The 19,314-nt window shown below is 66.3% G+C and carries 18 protein-coding genes and 1 tRNA gene; 13 read left to right on the top strand and 6 right to left on the bottom strand.

The features are described 5' to 3' along the window. Window position 1: 1 nt before the first annotated feature. Window positions 2-421, bottom strand: coding sequence for a VOC family protein (locus F595_RS0107000; protein WP_022956159.1), 420 nt, complete (start codon window positions 419-421; stop codon window positions 2-4). Between the two features lie 58 nt (window positions 422-479). On the opposite strand from F595_RS0107000, the gene F595_RS0106995 reads away from it, so the two are divergent. The 4 genes from F595_RS0106995 to F595_RS0106980 are packed head-to-tail and all read left to right on the top strand — an operon-like array spanning window position 480 to window position 3,317. Then, window positions 480-1,355 (top strand): ChaN family lipoprotein, encoded by an 876-nt coding sequence (locus F595_RS0106995; protein ID WP_022956158.1) that lies wholly within the window; start codon window positions 480-482, stop codon window positions 1,353-1,355. Next, window positions 1,348-2,682, top strand: a complete 1,335-nt coding sequence (gene chrA, locus F595_RS0106990; protein ID WP_022956157.1) for a chromate efflux transporter — start codon at window positions 1,348-1,350, stop codon at window positions 2,680-2,682. Before F595_RS0106995 ends, chrA begins: the two co-directional genes overlap by 8 nt. A 54-nt stretch (window positions 2,683-2,736) precedes the next feature. Beyond that, a complete protein-coding gene (locus F595_RS0106985) occupies window positions 2,737-2,940 on the top strand; it encodes a type II toxin-antitoxin system VapB family antitoxin (RefSeq protein WP_022956156.1) in 204 nt (67 codons plus the stop codon). Further along, window positions 2,937-3,317, top strand: a complete 381-nt coding sequence (locus tag F595_RS0106980) for a type II toxin-antitoxin system VapC family toxin (protein WP_022956155.1) — start codon at window positions 2,937-2,939, stop codon at window positions 3,315-3,317. Before F595_RS0106985 ends, F595_RS0106980 begins: the two co-directional genes overlap by 4 nt. A 122-nt stretch (window positions 3,318-3,439) precedes the next feature. Here F595_RS0106980 and F595_RS0106975 read toward each other — a convergent pair. After that, a tRNA-Lys gene (locus tag F595_RS0106975) sits at window positions 3,440-3,515 on the bottom strand. A gap of 117 nt (window positions 3,516-3,632) precedes the next feature. Beyond that, the gene (locus F595_RS13190; protein ID WP_022956154.1) at window positions 3,633-5,168 is read right to left on the bottom strand and encodes a DUF3336 domain-containing protein; all 1,536 of its coding nucleotides are present in this window, start codon (window positions 5,166-5,168) and stop codon (window positions 3,633-3,635) included. 86 nt (window positions 5,169-5,254) lie between these two features. Here F595_RS13190 and F595_RS0106965 point away from each other — a divergent pair, with 86 nt between their 5' ends. The 5 genes from F595_RS0106965 (at window position 5,255) to F595_RS13185 (ending at window position 12,269) form a co-directional block, all read left to right on the top strand. Continuing rightward, the gene (locus tag F595_RS0106965; RefSeq protein ID WP_022956153.1) at window positions 5,255-8,206 is read left to right on the top strand and encodes an insulinase family protein; all 2,952 of its coding nucleotides are present in this window, start codon (window positions 5,255-5,257) and stop codon (window positions 8,204-8,206) included. Further along, a complete protein-coding gene (locus F595_RS0106960) occupies window positions 8,203-9,030 on the top strand; it encodes an alpha/beta fold hydrolase (RefSeq protein WP_022956152.1) in 828 nt (275 codons plus the stop codon). Before F595_RS0106965 ends, F595_RS0106960 begins: the two co-directional genes overlap by 4 nt. Then, entirely contained in the window at window positions 9,027-9,917 is an 891-nt protein-coding gene (locus tag F595_RS0106955) for an alpha/beta fold hydrolase (protein ID WP_022956151.1), read from the top strand. Before F595_RS0106960 ends, F595_RS0106955 begins: the two co-directional genes overlap by 4 nt. Window positions 9,918-10,056: 139 nt before the next feature. Then, window positions 10,057-11,175: a putative solute-binding protein gene (locus F595_RS0106950; RefSeq protein ID WP_022956150.1), complete on the top strand. Its 1,119-nt coding sequence runs from the start codon at window positions 10,057-10,059 to the stop codon at window positions 11,173-11,175. 5 nt (window positions 11,176-11,180) lie between these two features. Then, window positions 11,181-12,269, top strand: a complete 1,089-nt coding sequence (locus F595_RS13185; RefSeq protein WP_022956149.1) for a putative solute-binding protein — start codon at window positions 11,181-11,183, stop codon at window positions 12,267-12,269. Between the two features lie 291 nt (window positions 12,270-12,560). On the opposite strand, the gene hrpB is transcribed toward F595_RS13185, so the two are convergent. Then, entirely contained in the window at window positions 12,561-15,128 is a 2,568-nt protein-coding gene (gene hrpB, locus F595_RS0106940; RefSeq protein WP_040568336.1) for an ATP-dependent helicase HrpB, read from the bottom strand. Window positions 15,129-15,267: 139 nt separating this feature from the next. Between hrpB and F595_RS0106935 the strand changes: the two genes are divergently transcribed. Continuing rightward, complete coding sequence (locus F595_RS0106935; protein WP_026913328.1) at window positions 15,268-16,026, top strand: TIGR01458 family HAD-type hydrolase; 759 nt, start codon at window positions 15,268-15,270, stop codon at window positions 16,024-16,026. 135 nt (window positions 16,027-16,161) lie between these two features. Here F595_RS0106935 and folE read toward each other — a convergent pair whose 3' ends face one another. Together folE and F595_RS13180 are read right to left on the bottom strand one after the other, a co-directional pair. After that, window positions 16,162-16,704: a GTP cyclohydrolase I FolE gene (folE, locus tag F595_RS0106930; protein ID WP_026913327.1), complete on the bottom strand. Its 543-nt coding sequence runs from the start codon at window positions 16,702-16,704 to the stop codon at window positions 16,162-16,164. Window positions 16,705-16,769: 65 nt separating this feature from the next. Beyond that, complete coding sequence (locus F595_RS13180; RefSeq protein ID WP_022956145.1) at window positions 16,770-17,498, bottom strand: Smr/MutS family protein; 729 nt, start codon at window positions 17,496-17,498, stop codon at window positions 16,770-16,772. A gap of 124 nt (window positions 17,499-17,622) precedes the next feature. Here F595_RS13180 and F595_RS0106920 point away from each other — a divergent pair, with 124 nt between their 5' ends. From F595_RS0106920 to prmB, 3 genes are all read left to right on the top strand, one after another. Further along, entirely contained in the window at window positions 17,623-17,880 is a 258-nt protein-coding gene (locus F595_RS0106920) for a type II toxin-antitoxin system Phd/YefM family antitoxin (protein ID WP_022956144.1), read from the top strand. Window positions 17,881-17,882: 2 nt separating this feature from the next. Then, the gene (locus F595_RS0106915) at window positions 17,883-18,293 is read left to right on the top strand and encodes a type II toxin-antitoxin system VapC family toxin (protein ID WP_022956143.1); all 411 of its coding nucleotides are present in this window, start codon (window positions 17,883-17,885) and stop codon (window positions 18,291-18,293) included. Window positions 18,294-18,418: 125 nt separating this feature from the next. Next, entirely contained in the window at window positions 18,419-19,312 is an 894-nt protein-coding gene (prmB, locus tag F595_RS0106910) for a 50S ribosomal protein L3 N(5)-glutamine methyltransferase (RefSeq protein ID WP_265596740.1), read from the top strand. Window positions 19,313-19,314 lie beyond the last annotated feature (2 nt).

The raw sequence follows: 19,314 nt of genomic DNA, 5'->3' as shown, positions 1-19,314 counted from the left end.
TTCACCAGGTTCCGGTGTTGCCCATGGACTGCCAGGGCTCCCGGGGCGGCAGCGGCTCGCCACGCTGCAGCAGCTCCACCGAAATGCCGTCCGGCGAGCGCACGAATGCCATGTGACCGTCACGTGGCGGGCGCAGGATGGCGACACCATGCGCCTGCAGGCGGGCACAGGTGGCGTAGATGTCATCGACGGCATAGGCGACGTGGCCGAAGTTGCGACCGCCGGTGTAGGTTTCCGGATCCCAGTTGTGGGTCAGCTCGATCTGGGCGTCGTGATCGCCAGGGGCGGCCAGGTAGATCAGGGTGAAGCGTCCCTGCGGATAGTCCTTGCGGTGCACGATGTCCAGACCGAGCGCGTCGCGGTAGAAGTTCAGCGACTGCTCGACGTCAGTGACGCGGACCATGGTGTGCAGGTATTTCATGACGAATCTCCGGTTTTTCAGCGAGCATTATAGACTGCTTGGTCCGACGAGGTCATGGATGCGTCATCTGCCCGGACTGCTGTTGTCGTGCCTGCTGCTTGCCGGTGGTGTTTCTGCCGGTACGCAGCAGGTGCCGTCGCAGCTCACGCCATCCGCCGATTCACCGGCGCTGGCCCCGGCTGCCCAGCCGGGACGCCTGCTGCTGCTGGGCGAGATTCATGACAACCCGGCGGGTCATGCCCGGCGTTTGCAGCGCCTGCAGGCCGAGATGGATGCCGGCTGGCGACCGGCCCTGGTCATGGAGCAGTTCGACCGCGAGCGTGCCGCCGATCTGGCGAATGCCATGGCCACCTGTCGCAGCGCGGCCTGCGTGATCAGGGCCGCCGGTGGCGATGGCTGGGACTGGAGGCACTACGAACCGGTGCTGGCTCTGGCACTGCGGTATCGGCTGCCGGTGCTGCCCGGCAATGTCTCGCGCACGGAGTCGCTGCGCGTGATGCGTGACGGCCTTGCCAGCGTGCTGCCGGATGCGCTGGCTGACTATCTGCCGACCGGGGAGCTGCCAGCGCACATTGCGCGCGAGCAGGAAGCGGCAATCATCGCGGGACACTGCGGCGTGGCGCCACGCGCCGGCATGGCCGGGATGGTCCGCATGCAGGTGGCGCGTGATCTGTGGATGACCCGGCAGCTGATGACACGGGTCGATACCGGTGCGGTGCTGCTGGCCGGAAACGGCCATGTGCGGCGTGACATCGGCGTGCCGTACTGGCTGCAGCGTCATGCCGGCCTGCAGGTCCGGGTGATCGCGACCATGGAGTCGGCAGCCACGGCTGATGCGGGCAGCGACAGTCGCTATGATGAGGTTGATCGTGTCGCGGCCCCGGCTCGCGAAGACCTCTGCCACCTTTTCAGGAAACCGGTGACGCATGACTGACACCCCTGCTGCCATCCCTTTTCGCCATGCCGTGCGCTTCTGGCTGCTGCTTGGCTTCATCAGCTTCGGCGGCCCCGCCGGGCAGATCGCGCTCATGCATCGCGAACTGGTCGAGCGCCAGCGCTGGATATCCGAGCGCCGCTTTCTGCATGCCCTGAACTACTGCATGCTGCTGCCTGGCCCCGAGGCGCAGCAGCTGGCGACCTATCTGGGTTGGCTGATGCACCGCACCTGGGGCGGGGTGCTGGCTGGCGTGCTGTTCGTGCTGCCGTCGCTGCTGATCCTGATCGGTCTGTCGTGGCTGTATCTGCAGTTCGGTGACCAGTCGCTGCTGGCTGGCCTGTTCTACGGCATCAAGCCTGCCGTCACCGCCATCGTCGTGCATGCCGCCCACCGCATCGGTTCGCGCACGCTGCGCAATGGCTGGCTGTGGGCGCTGGCGATAGCGGCCTTCGTTGCGCTGGTGGCGGCGGAGCTGCCGTTTCCGCTGATCGTGCTGATGGCGGCAGCGATCGGCTGGCTGCTGGGACGGTACCGGCCGGGCCTGATGAACGGGGCAGGGCATGCTGCGGCAGATACCGGTCCAGATGACCAGGCGGTGATAGGCGATCACACGCCCATTCCCGAGCATGCACGCTTCCGGAGTTCACGCCTGCTGCGTCTGCTGCTGATCGGCGCCGGACTCTGGCTGCTGCCGATGGCTGTGCTGGCGGTCGTGTTCGGCTGGCAGGGCACGCTGACCCAGATGGGGGCGTTCTTCAGCCAGGCCGCGCTGGTGACCTTTGGTGGTGCCTATGCGGTGCTGCCGTATCTGGCGGAAATGTCCGTCAATCATTTCCACTGGCTGACCACGCCGCAGATGATGGATGGCCTGGCGCTGGGCGAAAGCACGCCCGGTCCGCTGATCATGGTGGTGGCTTTCGTGGCGTTTCTCGGCGCCCAGGCCCATCAGGTATTCGGCCCTGACCAGCTCTTTCTGGCGGGGGTGGCCGGTGCCTGCGTGGCGACCTGGTTCACCTTTCTGCCGTCCTTTCTGTTCATTCTCGCCGGGGGACCGCTGGTCGAGTCCACCCATGGCCGGCTCGGCTTCACGGCCCCGCTGACCGGCATCAGTGCTGCCGTCGTCGGTGTCATTGCCAGTCTGGCGCTGTTCTTCGGCTACCACGTGCTGTGGCCGCAGGGTCTGGATGCAGGCCTGGTGTCGGGCGTGGACTGGCAGGCGCTGCTGCTGATGGCACTGGCCATGATCGCGCTGTTCGTGCTCAAGCGCGGCGTGATCGAGGTTCTGCTGGTCTGCGGTCTGGCGGGGATGCTGCTGGGCGGGTGATCGATGGCATCAAATATGATGCGATATTGATTCAATATTGATGCGAGAAGAGTCATGAGAACCACCGTGACCATCGACGATGCGCTCTATGCCAAGGCACTTGAGGTGGCAGACGCCGACATGGACAAGGTCGACGTGTTTCGTGAAGCCATGAAGACCTTCATTCGTGTCCAGGCTGCCAAGCGTCTGGCATTGCTGGGCGGTCAGGCCCCTGGCATGCCCGAGGTTCCTCGCCGTCGCGAGATGCCGACGGCATGAGTGGTGTGCTTGTGGATACATCCGTGTGGTCGGACCATTTTCGTCGCGGCAACCAGACATTGGTCGACTTGCTGAAGGCGGATCAGGTCTATTGCCATCCCATGGTGATTAGCGAGATTGCCTGTGGTACCCCGCCGGAACGCTCCCGAACCATCGCCTTCATGGGTTTGCTGCATCAGGCGCAGCAGGCGAGTCATGCCGAGGTGCTCGATTTGATCGAGCGCGAAGATCTGTTCGGACAAGGATGCGGTCTTGTCGACATCATGCTGCTGGCATCGACGATGTTGACGCCGGGGCTGCGTCTTTGGACAGCCGACAAGCGACTGAGTCTGCTCGCGCAGCGTTTCGGCGTCTGCCATAACGCACCGATTCATTGATACGTATCGCGCCGGACGATGACATTGAAATGAAGAAGGGCGCCACGAGGGCGCCCTTTCATCAGACAGTTGCCGAAATATTGGACAGCCTTGAAGGCCTGATGCCTTGCAAGGCTTGAAAATGGTGGGTCGTGCGTGACTCGAACACGCGACCAATTGGTTAAAAGCCAACTGCTCTACCGACTGAGCTAACGACCCGTGCTGATGGCGTGGCAATCATCGGCGCGTAGTTTACGCAAACGGTGCGGAATGACAAGCCATGACTGCCAGTTCGCGCAGGTTTTGCCCCCGCCCGGCAGCAGCCGGGCAGGGTTGTCAGGCGCGCTTGCCCTGTGCCGGCTGGTGATGGGCCAGATAGTCCTCGCGATCGGTGAGGATGGCGCGCACTTCGGCCTCGTGCCAGTTGTGGGCGCGGCGCTGCAGCAGACGCGCCACGCATTCCTGCAGGGTGCGGCTGATGCGTGACTGCACGCGGATCTGGTCGATGCGTGCCCAGGTGGCGCGTTCGCCCTGCTGGCGGAACCAGATGATGGATTCCTTGGTCGGGTTCTGCAGCATGTGCCGGTAGTGCTTGAGCGTGTACTGGCGCGGCGCGATGGTGGCGTCGCCGTAGTAGCTCTGCGAGATCATGGTGTAGGCGTGGCTGAGCGTGGCGCGCAGGGCCTCGTTGCTGACCTTGTCATGCACCACCTGCAGGGCGCCCATGCCGAGCAGACGTGACTGCGTTTTAAGGATGCGCTTGGGCAGCGAACCGATGGCACCCTTTTCCTGGCGGCGTCGCTCCGACTCCAGCAGCGGCACGATGTGCGGGTTGACCTGGCTGGCCACGAAGTAGTTGACGTTGTACAGACGCATCAGACGGCGGCGCGGCATGTCGCTGCGCATGGAGCCGTCGACCCAGCGTTCCAGCGGCATGTAGGGGCGGTGCTGGCCTTCGGCCGACTTGCTGGTGAGGGTGACGGGCGGGAACAGCACCGGCACCGCGCAGGAGGCGAGCACGGCGCTCCAGACCAGCAGGTAGGGCGAGGTCAGCTCGTTCATCAGGCGCGACTTCTGGTTGGCGCCGATGGGCGAGATGCTGACGTTGATGTGGCGGCCGGTCTTCTTGAAGGCTTCCTCGAAGCTGAACTCGCCGATGTTCTGGCGGATGAAGGTTTCCAGCTGCTTCTGGTTGGCGAAGCCCTTGCCGCGCAAACCGTCGCTGAGCTTGTTCCAGCTCCAGGCGTGCTTGTAAAGCGCGTCGCCGTCGTAGAAGTCCTGCAGTTCGTCACGGGTGTGGGTGCCGATGATGGAGGCGACCAGCGAGCCGGCGCTGGAGCCGGAGATCACGCTGGGCAACAGGCCTTCCTCGTCGAGCGCCTTGCACACGCCAATGTGGAACATGCCCAGGGTGGCGCCACCGGAAAGCTGCAGCGCGGGCTGGCCGAAGCTGCGCAGGATGTCCTCGAACAGGGCCAGCTTCTCGTCGTTGGTCAGGTGTTCGATGGTGGCATCGCAGAGGTAGTTCAGGCTGTCACAGACCTGGGCGACGTAGTCCTCGATGAGGCGCTTGGTGCCGACATGGGTCTGGTTGTAGAGGCGCGAGTTGCCCATGTTGCCGAGGTCATGATGCAGACCTTCACGCAGGGCGCGGATCAGCAGCTTGTGGTTCTTTGCCTGCTGCCACTGGCGCAGGGTCAGCAGGCGCTCGCTGAGCACCTCGTGATGGTAGTCATCCGACGAGGTTTCTATCTTCCAGAGATCACGGCCGGTGTGCGCGTCGAGCTCCAGCGAGACATCACGCCAGTGCTGGTAACTGGTGGCATTGGCACGCTCGCGGTATAACGCAGCGAGTTTCTTGTTGACGACCATGTCTGGTACTCCCCATCGGAATCAGCCACTTTATCATGCGATCCTTGGCTGTCCAGATCCAACCTTTGACGAATCGGAGTGTCTCCTTGCTGCCTGCGACCACGCCCCATGCCAGTTTCACCCTGTTGCGCCAGGTCGACATCGCGGCCCTGAACGCGACCCTGTGCGAGTATCGGCACGACGTGACCGGTGCCCGCCACCTGCATCTGGCGGCGGACAATCCGGAAAACGTGTTCCTGGTGGCCTTCAAGACCATGCCCGAGGACAGCACCGGGGTGGCCCACATTCTCGAGCACACCGTGCTCTGCGGCTCCGAGCGCTACCCGGTGCGCGATCCGTTCTTCCTGATGATCCGGCGTTCACTCAACACCTTCATGAACGCGTTCACGGCCAGCGACTGGACCGCCTATCCGTTCGCCAGCCAGAACCGCCAGGATTACGACAACCTGCTCGGCGTGTATCTGGACGCGGTGTTCTTTCCGCATCTGCATCCGCTGGATTTTGCCCAGGAAGGCATTCGAGTCGAGTTCGCCGATGCCGCTGACGAGCGCTCGGCGCTGGTCTGGAAGGGCGTGGTCTACAACGAGATGAAGGGCGCCATGAGCCCGGCGCACAGCGTGCTGCACGAGACCCTGTATTCGCACCTGTTCCCGACCACCACCTACCACTACAACTCGGGCGGTGATCCGGCCCATATCCCGGATCTCACCCACGAGGCGCTGCTGGCCTTTCATCGCCGCCACTACCATCCCTCCAATGCCGTGTTCATGACCTATGGCGACCGCGCGCCGGCGGACCTGCAGGCGCGTTTCCACGCGCTGGCCCTGCAGCGCTTCGACAGCGTCGGCGAGCCGGTCAGCGGCCGTGACGAGAAGCGCCGGCTGGCGCCGCTGCGCGTCGAGGAGGCCTATGCGCCGGAATCGGCGGACGGCCCGCAGACGCATCACGTGCTGGCCTGGCTGCTGGGCGCCTCGGCCGATGTGCGTGCCCGTTTCGAGGCGCATCTGCTCAGTGGCGTGCTGCTGGAGAATGCCGCCTCGCCGCTGCGCCATGCGCTCGAGACCACCGAGCTGGGCGAGGCGCCTACCGCCCTGATGGGACTGGATGACCAGGGCCGCGAGATGTCCTTCATTGCCGGCATCGAGGGCTCGGAGCCCGAGCACGCCGCGGCCGTCGAGGCACTGATCCTCGACACCCTGCAGCAGGTGGCCGAGCAGGGCGTGGCACTGGCCGAGGTCGAGGCGGTGCTGCACCAGTTCGAGCTCAGCCAGCGCGAGATCGGCGGCGACAGCTATCCCTACGGGCTGCAGCTGCTGCTCAACGGCCTCACGCCTTACTTGCAGGACAGCGATCCGCTCGCGGTCTGGGACATCGAGGCCGAGCTCGCGCACCTGCGCCAGGCCATTCTCGACCCGGCATTCGTGCCCGGGCTGGTGCGTCGCCTGCTGCTGGACAACCCGCACCGCGTGCGCCTGACCTTGCGCCCGGATGATCAGCTGGCGGCTCGTCGTGACGCCCATGAGGCCGAGCGCCTGGCAGCCATCAAGTCCGGCATGTCGGCGTCGCAGCTGCAGCAGGTGCGCGAGCAGGCCGAGGCGCTGGCGGCGCGCCAGGCCCAGGAAAACGATGTCTCGCTGCTGCCGCGCGTGACGCTGGCGGACGTGCCGGCGCAGGTCAAGGCGCTGGCTGGCGAATCGCATCTGCTGCGTGCCGGCACGGACCACGCGCTGCCGGTGGCAACGTATGCCCAGGGCACCAACGGCCTGTTCTATCAGCAGCTGATCATCCAGCTGCCTGCACTGACGGATGCCGAGGTGTCGTTGCTGCCGCTATACACCAGCGTGTTCTCCGAGCTGGGGGTTGGCGAGGCCGATTACCGCGTGATGCAGCAGCGTCAGTCGGCGGTCAGCGGCGGCCTGCGCATGTCGCTGTCAGGGCGAACCAGTCTGGACTCGCCGGCGCAGGCGCAAGTGCATCTGGTGGTCAGCGGCAAGGCCCTGGGCTATCGCCAGGCGGCCTTCCAGGCCCTGCTGCATGAAACCTTCGCACGCCTGCGTTTCGACGAGCCGGCGCGGGTTCGTGACTTGCTGGCGCAGCTCAAGACACGCTGGGAGGGCAGCATCACGGGGCAGGGGCATGGTCTGGCCATGCAGGCAGCGGCACGCAGCTTCAGCGCCCTGGCCGCGTTCCAGCAGCGCCACAGCGGACTGGCCGGCATTGCCTGGTTCAAGCAGCTGCACGACGGCATGGACGAGGCCGGCAGTCAGCGCCTGCTGGCTGATCTGGCGACCTTGCATGCCAAGGTGCAGCAGGCGCCGCGCCAGTTCCTGCTGATTGGCGAAAGCGGCCTGCTGCCGGAGGCGCTGGAGACCCTGAATGCGCTCTGGCCGGAAGGTTCGCCGGTGGCGTCCGGTCCCTGGCTGGATCAGCCGGTGCCGGCTATCTCCACGGTGCAGGAAGCCTGGCTGACCCAGACCCAGGTGCAATTCTGTGCACGTGCCTATCCGGCCGTGCCCATTGACCATGATGACGCGCCGGCGCTGATGGCGCTGGGCAGCTTCCTGCGCAACGGCTACCTGCACCGTGCCATCCGCGAGCAGGGGGGGGCCTATGGCGGTGGTGCCAGCTATGACAGCAACGCCTGCGCCTTCCGCTTCTACTCCTATCGCGATCCGCGTTTCCAGGGCACGCTGGAAGACTTCGATCGCAGCCTGGACTGGCTGTTGTCGACTGCGCACCGTGCGGAGGCCCTCGAGGAGGCCCAGCTCGGCCTGTTCGCCGACATGGACAAGCCGCTGTCACCGGCCGGCGAGGCCCGTCAGGCGTTCCACAACCAGCTTTACGGGCGCACCGTGGCGCAGCGTCAGCGCCTGCGCGAGCGTCTGCTCGGTCTGGAGGTCGCCGACCTGACCCGTGTCGCGGCCCGCTACCTGACGCCGGCGCAAGCCTCGACGGTGGTGATTGCACCGGCTGCCCAGCGCGATGCGGCGTTGTCTCTGGGTCTGATCGTGCGCAGCCTGCAGGAGGGTGCGGCATGAGCGTGCGTCCGCTGATCCATTTCGCCCACGCCAACGGCTTTCCCAGTGCCTGCTACGAGGAGCTGTTCCTGCGTCTGCGCGATGCCGTGGATGTGGTCATGATTCCGGTGCTCGGTGCCGACCCGGCCTATCCACCGGATCGCAGCTGGACGCGGCTGGTGGATCAGGTTGCCGATTCGGTGCGTCGCCAGGCGCAGGGCCGCCGGGTGATCGCGCTGGGGCACTCGATGGGCGCGATGACCAGCTTCATGGCACAGCAGCGTTACCCGGACCTGTTCAGCGCGATGATCATGATGGATCCGGCCTACATACCGCCGGCTGCCGGCCTGATGGTGGGGCTTGCCAAGCTCACCGGCCAGATCGACAAGGTGACGCCGGCCGGCCGCAGCCTGGGGCGGCGCAGCGTCTGGGCCAGTCGCGAAGAGGCGGGCGCCAGCCTGCGCCACAAGGCCCTGTTCCGGGACTTCACCGAGGCCTGCTTCGCGGACTATCTGCGTCACGGGCTGCGTGACTGCCCCGAGGGCGTCTGCCTGACCATCCCGGCCGAGGTCGAAGTCGAGGTGTTCCGGCACACACCCAGCAACAGCTGGCGCTATCAGCGTCATCTGAACGTGCCGCTGACGGTCATGGCCGGCGAAACCAGCATCTTCACCAGCAAGGGCAGCATGCACCAGCTGGCACGCGCCCAGGGCGTGCCGCTGCAGCTGCTGCCGGGCGGACACCTGTTCCCGTTCGAGCAGCCGGAGGCCACGGCGCAGGCGGTGCTGAAGGCACTGCGCGCGATGGGCGCGTTCGCGGATGACGGCCACGGCGGTGGCGCATGAGCGCCGGCACACACGGTGGCAACTCGCCACGGGAACAGGCCGTGCACCTGCCGCACGGGCGCGGTCAGGTCGCGGTCAAGGTCTGGCCAGGTGTTCTTCCAAAAAGCGAGCCAGTGCTCGCGGTGCATGGCTGGATGGACAATGCCGCCACCTTCGACCGGCTGGCACCGCTGTTGCCGCAGGTGACCTGGCATGCCATGGATCTGGCCGGTCACGGGCTCAGCGACTCGCGCCCGGACGGCTATCGCTACCACAATGCCGACTACCTGGACGATCTGCTGGCGGTCATGGACGCGATTGCGCCGGATCGTCCGCTGCGTCTGCTCGGCCATTCGCTGGGTGCCGGCCTCTGCCTGCTGCTCGCCGGCATCTTTCCCGAACGCGTCAGCCGCCTGGTGCTGATCGAAGGCCTGGGTCCGCTGACGGCCACTCCCGATGACTACGCCAGCCAGGCTCGCGATGCTCTCGACAGCTGGAGCCGCTTCCAGCCCGGTCGGCGGATCATCCCGGACATGGACACCGCCGTGCAGGCGCGCATGAACGGTCTTACCGGTGCGCTCAGCGAGCCGGCCGCACGTCTGCTCTGCGAGCGCAGTCTGAGGCAGGAGTCCGGGACGCTGAGCTGGCGCACCGACAAGCGTCTGCGCCAGTCGTCATTGATGCGCTTCAGCGAGGCCCAGGTGCTGTCCTGCATTCGCGCCATCACCGCGCCGACCCTGCTGGTACGCGGCGAGTCCGGCATGCCCTTTGATCACGCGCTGGCGCAGGCCCGTGTCGCTGCCTTCCGCGATCTCGCCGTGGTCAGCCTGCCGGGCGGGCATCACCTGCATCTCGACGAAAGCCCGGAGGCCGTGGCGGCAGCGATTGCCGGCTTCTGGGCAGATTGACCGCAGTGACTGCGCGGACAGTCACTGCGGTGAAGCCGGCGGTACGGGTCTGACGTAGTCTGAGTAGCTATCCCGGGCGTGACAGCAGGGCAGGCAGCAGTGCCGGCATTGCTGCAGACAAGAACAACAGGACACGCACATGACTATCCGCAGACATGCGTTTTTCACGCCGGCCGGCCTGTTCGCCGCAGCGGCACTGGGGCTGGCAGCAGCTGGCGTTCATGCTGCCGGCGGTGCGAGTGCCGAGCCGGTCTGGGCCACCAGCAAGGCGGCGGAAAAGGCGGCCATGAAGCCGCTGCCCACCCTGGTCAGGGTGCGTGCCTGCATCTTCGATCCGGTCGGCAACAACGGACCCATCGCCGACCTGGCCAAGGATCTGGTGCTGGAGGCACGCAAGTACGGCTTGCTGGTCGAACCCAAGATCCACATTCACGAGCAGGTCGCTGCCGAGGACTTCAAGGCCGGCCAGTGCGAGATGCTGGGTGTCTCGACCCTGCGCGCCCGCCAGTTCAACCGCGTCGTCGGCAGCATCGACTCGCCCGGCAACCTGCGCAGCTACGCCGAGGTCAAGACGCTTCTGCGCAGTCTGGCCCATCCCGCGTTCGAGCCCATGGCGCTGGTCGGACGCTACCAGGTGGTCGGCGTGCTGCCCATCGGGGCGCTCTACGTGATGACCCGTGACCGTGCCATCAACTCCATCGAGAAGGCGGCCGGCAAGCGCGTCGGCGTGCTCGACTGGGACACCTCCCAGTCCAGGATGATCTCCTCCATCGGGGCCCAGCCGGTGCCGTCCGACATCACCAGCTACGGTGGCAAGTTCAACAACGGTCAGGTCGACATCATCGCCGCGCCGGCCATCGCCTATCAGCCGCTGGAGCTGCACAAGGGCATCGGGACCAAGGGCGGCGTGTTCCGCTTTCCGCTGCTGCATGCCACCGGCACGCTGATGATTCGTCGCGACCTGCTGATCGACAAGATTCCCGACCTCGACGTGCGCCTGCGCAAGCTGCGTGAGTACGGGCTGGGCTTCCTCGACAACTTCATCGTGCGGCTCCAGGCGGCCGAGAAGACCATTCCGCCCCAGGTCTGGATGACCCTGTCGCCGGAGGAGCACATCCGCTACCAGCGCATGCTGCGTCAGGCCCGCATCAAGATGACCGCCGACGGCGTCTACGACACCTCGATGATGAATCTGCTCAAGCGCGTGCGCTGCAAGCACGAGCCCGGCAATGAAGAATGCAGCACCTTCGAGGAGTGAGCGCCATGACCTGTCATCTGTCCCTGCCGGCAGAACGCCGGCGATCGTTGCCAGGGCTGGCGCTGCTGGCCTCGCTGCTTGCCACCCTGGCACTGCCGTCTCAGGCGGCGCCGGTCAAGAAGCCGGATCCGCTGCCGTCGCCGGTACACCTCAAGGCCTGCGTGTTCGACCCCATGGGCAGTGGCGGCAAGGTCATCGACGTGGCACGCGAGCTGGCGACCATGGCCCAGGAGTTCAAGCTCTTCGTCGAGATCAAGCCCTACAGTGACGAGCGCGTCGCCGCCGAGGACTTCAAGGCCGGCCGCTGCGAGCTGGTGGCGCTGTCGACCCTGCGCGCCAAGCAGTTCAACTTCGCGGTCGGCAGCCTGGATGCGCCCGGCAACCTGCGCAACTACGAGGAAATGAAGAGTCTGCTGACCCAGCTCTCGCACCCGGTGGTGGCCTCGCTGGCCATCAGCGGCCGTTACCAGGTCGCTGCCGTGGTGCCGATCGGGGCCATTTTCGTCGTGGTCAATGACCGCCAGATCAACTCCCTGAGCAAGGCTGCCGGCAAGCGCGTGGTGGTGCTGGAGTGGGATCCCATCCAGGCCAAGATGATCTCCGGCCTCGGTGCCCAGCCGGTCCCCGCCGACTTCACCAGCTACGCCGGCAAGTTCAACAACGGCCAGGCTGACATCATCGCCGCGCCGGCGCTGGGCTTCAAACCGATGGAGCTGTACAAGGGCATGGGCAACAAGGGCGGGGTGATCCGCTTCCCGCTGCTGCAGGCCACGGGCTCGGTGGTGCTGCGTCGCGACCTGGTGGTGCCACGCATTCCTGACCTGGATCGCCGCCTGCAGCAGATCCGCGCCTTCGGCCTGCAGTATCTGGATCGCCTGGTGGTCCAGCTCAAGGAGGCCGAGAAGGACGTGCCGGCCAGCCGCTGGATCGACCTGCCTCCGGCCGAGCGTGATCGCTATTACCAGATGCTGCGCGAAGCGCGCATTCGCCTGATGAAGGATGGCGTCTACCACCCGACCATGATGAGCCTGATGAAGCGCACGCGGTGCCAGCATGTGCCGGGGGATGCGGAGTGCGGGACGTATGACGAGTGAGGCCTGTGCTGTCGTGTTCTGGTGGCCGGAGGCTCTGCCGGTGACCGCCGCAAGTACGTCCCTGTAGGCTCTCACGCGCCATCCATGGCGCGTGATGTCACCTGCAGAGCCTCCGGCCACCAGAACGTCAGGGCACTTGGTGCTCACTGACAGCAGGGGTATCTCTAGGGGCACGCGGAAGGCGGGATGGCGGGGAAAACCGTCATGCGCCATGGATGGCGCATGCGAGCCTACAGGGACGTATTCACGGCGTGTTTTCTCGCCATCCCGCCTTCCGCGTGCTCCCGCTGTTCAGCCCTTGGGCTTCGGATGCTTGACCCCGCGCTGCGCCACCGCCGTCAGCGGATCTTCCGGCCACGGATGCTTGGGATAGCGCCCGCGCAGATCCTTGCGCACCTCGCCATAGGCGTTGCGCCAGAAGCTGGCGAGGTCGCCGGTGACCGCGACCGGTCGTCGTGCCGGTGACAGCAGATGCATGGTCAGCGCGATGCGGCCGTCGGCCAGTCGCGGCGTGTCCTGCCAGCCGAACACTTCCTGCAGCTTCACCGCCAGCACCGGGCCGTGTTCGGCGGTGTAGTCGATATCCACGGTCGAGCCGCTGGGCACGTCGAGGCTGCGTGGCAGCAGACGCTCCAGCTCCTGCTGCTGCGGCCACGACAGCAGGCTGCCGAGGGCATCCTGCAGCGGCAGGCTGGCCAGGTCGGCGAGGCGGCGCATGCCGGTCAGCCAAGGGCCGGCCCAGTCCGCGAGGGTGCCAAGCAGCTGCGTATCGCTGACATCCGGCCAGTCTGAAGGCACCAGGTCGTGCAGGATGTTGACGCGGGCCTGCCACTGGCGCAGCGCCGGTGTCCATGGCAAGGCATCGCTGCCGCTTGCCTGCACGCCGGCGACGAAGGCGGGCAGCAGCACCTCGGCGGCAGGGCGTGGCAACGGCTGTTCGTCGATCACGATGGCACCCAGTCGCCTCAGGCGGCGGGCGCTGACGGCTCCGGCCTGCGCCTCCCAGGCCAGATCATCCTGCGTGCTGATGCGGTCCGCGAACAGGCTCTCGATGTCGGCTGCGTCGACGGACGCGGCCTGGAAGATGCGTGCTTCGCGGGCCTGTCCGTCAGTTTCGACAACCACCAGCCAGGGTTCGCCGGCGAGGGCATCGTCAGCTGGCAGCGAGGCACCACGTCCGCTGGCAAGCAGGTAGCGGGGCGCATTGCCGGGACGGCGACGGGCCACGGCATCCGGCCATGCCCGTGCCAGCAGACGACCGACATCGGCCGGGCTGTCGGCACGGTCAATGCGTTTTGTCAGGGCGCTGTCGCGCGGCGGCTTCCCGGCAGCCGTGTGCGGGGTGCTGTCCATCAGTCGGCGCGCGCTGTCCCGCACCAGGCGCAGGCGGCCGCGGTCGACCCCGGTGCTGGCGCGCTCGCCGCGCAGCACGGCCAGCCGGTGGTGGATGTCGGCACCGTCGCGGCTGTCGAGCAGGTCGCGTTCGGCAAGCAGCGCGGCGAGGTCGGCGGCGAGGCGTGACAGTCCTTCTGCACGCCCGCACAGCATCAGATGCGCCAGTCGCGGCGGCAGGCCGAGTCGCTGCATGGCCTCGCCATGCGCCGTGATGCTGCCGTCGGCGGTCAGTGCACCCAGCGCCGTCAGCTGGTCTCGGGCCTGTGCCCAGGCCGGTGCCGGTGGTGCATCCAGCCAGGCCATGCCGGCCGGGTCGCGGGTGCCCCAGGCCGCCAGTGCCAGCACCAGGTCGGCGAGGTCGGCGGCGAGAATCTCGGGCGTGGCAAACGGGCGCAGGCGCTGTTGTTCCTCGCCACTCCACAGGCGCAGGCAGTGCCCCGGGCCGAGGCGACCGGCGCGCCCGCGTCGCTGTTCGGCATTGGCCTGGGAGACGCGCTGCGTGACCAGCCGTGTCATGCCGCTGCCGGGATCGAAGCAGGGCACGCGCATGAGGCCGGCATCGACCACGACACGAATGCCTTCGATGGTCAGGCTGGTTTCGGCGATGCTGGTGGCCAGCACCACCTTGCGTCGCCCGGCCGCCGCCGGTGCAATGGCCCGGTCCTGATCCTCGCCGGCGAGCTGTCCGAACAGCGGACACAGGTCGACATCGGGCGGCAGGGCATCCTGCAGACGCTCGGCAAGCCGCCGGATTTCGCCTTCGCCGGGCAGGAACACCAGCAGCGAGCCGGTCTCCTGGTGCAGAAGGCGCAGGATTTCCTGGCGCAGATGATCCGGCAATGGCAGACGATCTGGCGGGCTGTAGCTGATCGTCACCGGGTGCAGGCGACCATCGCAGGACAGCACCGGGGCGTCCCCGAGCAGGCGTGACAGCGGCAGCGGATCGAGGGTGGCGGACATCACGATCAGGCGCAGGTCGTCGCGCAGCACGTCCTGGCATTCGCGCGTCAGCGCCAGCCCGAGGTCGGCCTGCAGCGAGCGTTCATGGAACTCGTCGAAGATGACGGCGGCGTAGTCGGAAAGTTCCGGGTCGTCACGCAGCAGCCGGGTCAGGATGCCCTCGGTGACCACCTCGATGCGGGTGCCGGCACTGATCCGGGTGTCGAGACGCGTGCGATAGCCGATGCGCTGGCCGACAGGCTCGCCGATCAGCGAGGCCATGTAGCGTGCCGCCGAACGTGCGGCCAGCCGGCGAGGTTCGAGCATGACCACGCGGCGTCCGGCCAGCCAGGCGGGCTCCTCCAGCCGGGACATGCGCCCGCTGGTGTCTGACTGCCAGCCCAGCAGCGCCAGCGGCACGCGCGTGGTCTTGCCACTGCCCGGTGGCGCCTGCAGCACCAGCGCGGAGCGTTGCCTCAGCGTGGCGAGCAGGTCAGGCAGCACGAGGTCGACGGGCAGGGACATGGCGGCCATCGGTCAGGGAGTCAGGCGCGCTTTATACCGCGATGACGGCATGGAGCGGGAGTGCTGATTGCCGACCTGCTGTTGCGGCAGGGTCGCCATGTTCTATGCTGACGCCATGACGGGGCAGGAACAGGGTGTCATGACGATACGAGCCGTGTGTCTGGATATCGCGGGCGTGCTCACCGACAGCGGGCGCCTGCTGCCTGGTGCGCGTGAGGCGTTGCAGGCACTGGATGATGCCGGGCTGCCCTGGCGTCTGCTGACCAATACTTCCCGGCGTCCGCAGAGCGCCATTCTTGCCGAGCTGGCCGGGCTGGGTCTGAACGTGTCCGCGGCGCACCTGTTTGCCGCCCCCCGCGTGGTTGCCGAAACCCTGCGCCGTCGCGGCCTGCGACCCTTGCTGCTGGTGCATCCGGACATTCGCAGCGAGTTCAGCGGGGTGGATTGCCATGACCCGGATGCCGTGGTGCTTTGCGACGCTGCCGAGGGTCTGGATTACCGCAGCCTGGACATCGCCTTTGACCTGCTCATGCAGGGCGCACCGCTGCTTGCCGTGGGCATGAATCGCTACTTCCAGGGACGCGAGCGGCTGGAGCTGGATGCCGGTCCCTTCGTGAAAGCGCTGGAGTACGCCAGCGGCGTGACTGCCGAGGTCATCGGCAAGCCCGGGCGCGCCATGTTCGACCTGGCCTGCGCCAGCATGGGCGTGTCAGCGGCGGACACGGTCATGATCGGTGACGACGTCGACGCAGACGTGCTGGGTGCGCTGAACGCAGGTCTGCAGGGCGTGTTGGTGCGCACCGGCAAGTACCGCAGCGGAGATGAACAGCAATTGCCGCCGGGTGCGACATGTGCGGCGGATGTGCTGAGCGCGGTGATGGCGGTGCTGAACAGATAACGCGAGCGATCGGGTGGGGTGCGTGGCAAAACCGTGCGAGGCATGGATGCCGAGCTGAGCCTACAGGGATGTATCCACGGCGCGTTTTGCCATGCACCCCACCCGATCGCGTTGAGCAGCAGCTGTTCGCTGGACTCAGTCCTTGATCAGCGACAGAAACTCGTTGCGCGTCTGCGGGTTCTCACGGAACAGACCCAGCATGATCGAGGTCTTCATCACCGAGTTCTGCTTCTCGACACCGCGCATCATCATGCACATGTGCTTGGCCTCGATGGTCACGGCGACGCCGCGGGCGTTGGTGACCTTCTGGATGGCGTCGGCGATCTGCTTGGTCAGGTTCTCCTGGATCTGCATGCGACGCGCGTACATGTCGGCGATGCGAGCCACCTTGGACAGGCCGAGGACCTTGCCGGACGGGATGTAGGCGACGTGCACCTTGCCAATGAACGGCAGCAGGTGATGCTCGCACAGCGAATACAGTTCGATGTCCTTGACCAGGACCATCTGGTCGTTCTCGGAGGGGAAGATGGCACCGTTCACAATGGTGTCGAGATCTTCCTCGTAGCCCTTGCAAAGGTACTTGAATGCCTTGGCGGCACGTTTCGGTGTGTCGAGCAGGCCGGGGCGGCCCAGGTCTTCACCCACGGCGCGGATGATGTCCGCGTAGGCGTTTTCCATGATTGTTCTCGTGCAAGTGGCAGTTGGGAAGCGCACCGTATCGGTAATGCCTGGGGGAGTAAAGCCTACACGCCGCGCGGCCTGATTGCGCCGTCCGCATCCGCGGCGGCGCGTTTTTCCGGGTGGTCGCCGGGCGTGCCCGTCTCGCGCGGGCGCTTGAGCAGCACCAGCACGGCCCCGGTGCCGCCGTCACGCGGGCTGGCGCTGACATAGGCGAGCACGCCGGGCACCTGTCGCAGCCAGCCGCTGACGGCCGTCTTGAGCAGGGCCTGGCCATTCACCTGGCCCTTGCCATGGACGATCTTCACGACCGTGATGCCATCGCGTCTGGCTTCGTCCAGCAGCTGCAGGACAGCCTCGCGCGCCTGCTCCAGGGTACAGCCGTGCAGGTCGACGGCGTGACGCCAGGGCAGCTTGCCGGCCTTGAGCTGTTCCAGCTGGCGCTCCTGGACCCCGTTGCGCTTGAAGCTCAGCACGGCTTCCGGCGCCACGCCGGCCTGCAGCGCCACGGTATCGGACAGCGGCACCTGTTCCCGTTGGTCACCCCCCTCAGCCTGCGCCCGGCGCAGCAGCGTCATGGCATCCGGCTTGCGCGGTCTGGTCGGGCGTGATGGTGGCGGGACGGCAGCGTCCATGCGTCGGGCACCCCGGGTGGCGCGGGCGAAGAGCTCCTCGTCACTGAGCTCGGGTTCGGCGCGTGCCGGCACGCTGACAGCTGCTGTCTTCACGGCGGGCACGACTGGCGCCTCGGCCTTGAGCTGGCGGCGCAGAGTGGTCAGCAGCGGATCTTTCATGCGTGGTCTATACCTTCAGGCAAGAGACCTGATTATAGGCGATAGCGATGTCGCGACGTGACTGTTGCGCGCAGGATGTCCTCGTGAAAAACTAGTCATATGACTAGTTATTTGGTGGCGAATCATGCAGAGCTGGCCGGTGCAAGACGCCAAGGCGCGTTTCAGCGAGTTCCTCGACCGTTGTCTTGATCAGGGGCCGCAGATGGTGACTCGGCGAGGGCTGCCGGCAGCGGTGCTGGTACCCGTGACGGAGTGGCAGCGCTTGCAGGCGCAGGCCGGCCCGTCATTGAAGCAACTGCTGCTCACGGATGAGGTGCGCGGCGAGCTGATTCTCCCGACACGCGGCCGGGCGCGCCGGCGTGTCATTCACGCCCAGGAGTGACGATGTACCTGATCGATACCAATGTCATTTCCGAATTGCGCAAGCCACGACCGCATGGTGCCGTCGTGGCGTGGATGCAGCGCATCGAGGATCGGCATCTTTTTTTGTCAGCGGTGTCGGTGGGGGAGATCCAGGCTGGCATCGAGCTGACGCGCGAACAGGATCCGGACAAAGCGGCTGTACTGGAGGCCTGGCTGGAGGGGGTGGTGGCCACCCGGGCTGTTCTCGACATGGATGCTGCCGCCTTCAGGCAGTGGGCCAGATTGATGCACCGGCAGTCAGACACCCTGCATGAGGATGCCATGATCGCCGCCACCGCCATTCGGCATGGTCTCACGGTGGTCAGTCGCAACGTGGCTGACTTCAAGGCCCTGGGGGTGGCGGTTATCAATCCCTTTGACGTGACTGCCTGAGTCACCGGAAATCCATGTAGAATCACATCCTTGCCATTTGCCAGCCGATTTCCGGAGCCCGCGTGAGCCACGATCTGCCCGCCCTGACCCTGTCCGACGCCCAGCTCGAGGAGGCCGTCCAGGGCCTGAGCACCATCCGCGACTGGATGCGCTTCTGCGTGACCTGCTTCCGCGGCTGCGACGTGCATCTGGGTCACGGCACCAGCGATCCCTTCGCCGAGGCCTCGGCCCTGGTCATGCAGACGCTGAACCTGGAGTGGTCGGCGGATGACCAGATCCTCGATGCCGTGCTGCTGCCCAGCGAGCGCCGTCAGGTCGCCGAGCTGCTGCGTCGCCGCGTCAACGAGCGCACGCCGCTGGCCTATCTGCTCAACCTGGCCTATTTCTGCGGCATGCCGTTCTATGTCGACGAGCGCGTGCTGGTGCCGCGCTCGCCCATTGCCGAGCTCATCGAGGACCGCTTCCTGCCATGGCTGAAGGATGAGCCGCTGCGCATTCTCGATCTCTGCACCGGCTCCGGCTGCATTGCCATCGCCTGCGCCAAGGAGTTCCCGGACGCCTTCGTGGATGCCACCGACATCTCCCTCGACGCGTTGTCGGTGGCAGCGGTGAACGTCGAGCATCACGAGCTGCAGCATCGCGTCAGCCTGCTCGAGTCGGACGTGTTCAGCAAGCTGCCGGGCCAGCGCTACGACCTCATCGTCAGCAATCCGCCCTATGTCGATGCCGAGGACATGGCCGATCTGCCCGAGGAGTTCCTGCGCGAGCCCGAGCTTGGCCTGGCGTCCGGCCCGGATGGCCTGGACGTCACCAAGCGCATCCTCGCCGAGGCTGCCGACTACCTCACCGACGATGGCGTGCTGGTGATCGAGGTCGGCAACTCGCAGTGGGCCCTGCAGCAGACCTTCCCGGACGTGCCCTTTGTCTGGGTCGAGTTCGAGCGCGGCGGCAGCGGCGTGTTCGTGCTCACCGCGGACCTGTGCCGCGAGCACCAGGCCCTGTTCGAAAGCAGCATCTGAGA

Origin of the sequence: Perlucidibaca piscinae DSM 21586 (genome assembly GCF_000420045.1) — a bacterium.
Lineage (GTDB): Bacteria > Pseudomonadota > Gammaproteobacteria > Pseudomonadales > Moraxellaceae > Perlucidibaca > Perlucidibaca piscinae.
This window is presented reverse-complemented; position numbering and strand designations above follow the sequence as displayed.

What these genes read in the sequence shown, in the direction of transcription:
- F595_RS13180 (WP_022956145.1), bottom strand. Translation starts at nt 17,498, where the DNA reads ATGAAAGATCCGCTGCTGACCACTCTGCGCCGCCAGCTCAAGGCCGAG.
- folE (WP_026913327.1), bottom strand. Translation starts at nt 16,704, where the DNA reads ATGGAAAACGCCTACGCGGACATCATCCGCGCCGTGGGTGAAGACCTG.
- chrA (WP_022956157.1), top strand. Translation starts at nt 1,348, where the DNA reads ATGACTGACACCCCTGCTGCCATCCCTTTTCGCCATGCCGTGCGCTTC.
- F595_RS0106980 (WP_022956155.1), top strand. Translation starts at nt 2,937, where the DNA reads ATGAGTGGTGTGCTTGTGGATACATCCGTGTGGTCGGACCATTTTCGT.
- F595_RS13185 (WP_022956149.1), top strand. Translation starts at nt 11,181, where the DNA reads ATGACCTGTCATCTGTCCCTGCCGGCAGAACGCCGGCGATCGTTGCCA.
- F595_RS0106985 (WP_022956156.1), top strand. Translation starts at nt 2,737, where the DNA reads ATGAGAACCACCGTGACCATCGACGATGCGCTCTATGCCAAGGCACTT.
- F595_RS0107000 (WP_022956159.1), bottom strand. Translation starts at nt 421, where the DNA reads ATGAAATACCTGCACACCATGGTCCGCGTCACTGACGTCGAGCAGTCG.
- F595_RS0106995 (WP_022956158.1), top strand. Translation starts at nt 480, where the DNA reads ATGCGTCATCTGCCCGGACTGCTGTTGTCGTGCCTGCTGCTTGCCGGT.
- F595_RS0106935 (WP_026913328.1), top strand. Translation starts at nt 15,268, where the DNA reads ATGACGATACGAGCCGTGTGTCTGGATATCGCGGGCGTGCTCACCGAC.
- F595_RS0106955 (WP_022956151.1), top strand. Translation starts at nt 9,027, where the DNA reads ATGAGCGCCGGCACACACGGTGGCAACTCGCCACGGGAACAGGCCGTG.
- hrpB (WP_040568336.1), bottom strand. Translation starts at nt 15,128, where the DNA reads ATGTCCCTGCCCGTCGACCTCGTGCTGCCTGACCTGCTCGCCACGCTG.
- F595_RS0106920 (WP_022956144.1), top strand. Translation starts at nt 17,623, where the DNA reads ATGCAGAGCTGGCCGGTGCAAGACGCCAAGGCGCGTTTCAGCGAGTTC.
- F595_RS13190 (WP_022956154.1), bottom strand. Translation starts at nt 5,168, where the DNA reads ATGGTCGTCAACAAGAAACTCGCTGCGTTATACCGCGAGCGTGCCAAT.
- F595_RS0106960 (WP_022956152.1), top strand. Translation starts at nt 8,203, where the DNA reads ATGAGCGTGCGTCCGCTGATCCATTTCGCCCACGCCAACGGCTTTCCC.
- F595_RS0106915 (WP_022956143.1), top strand. Translation starts at nt 17,883, where the DNA reads ATGTACCTGATCGATACCAATGTCATTTCCGAATTGCGCAAGCCACGA.
- F595_RS0106950 (WP_022956150.1), top strand. Translation starts at nt 10,057, where the DNA reads ATGACTATCCGCAGACATGCGTTTTTCACGCCGGCCGGCCTGTTCGCC.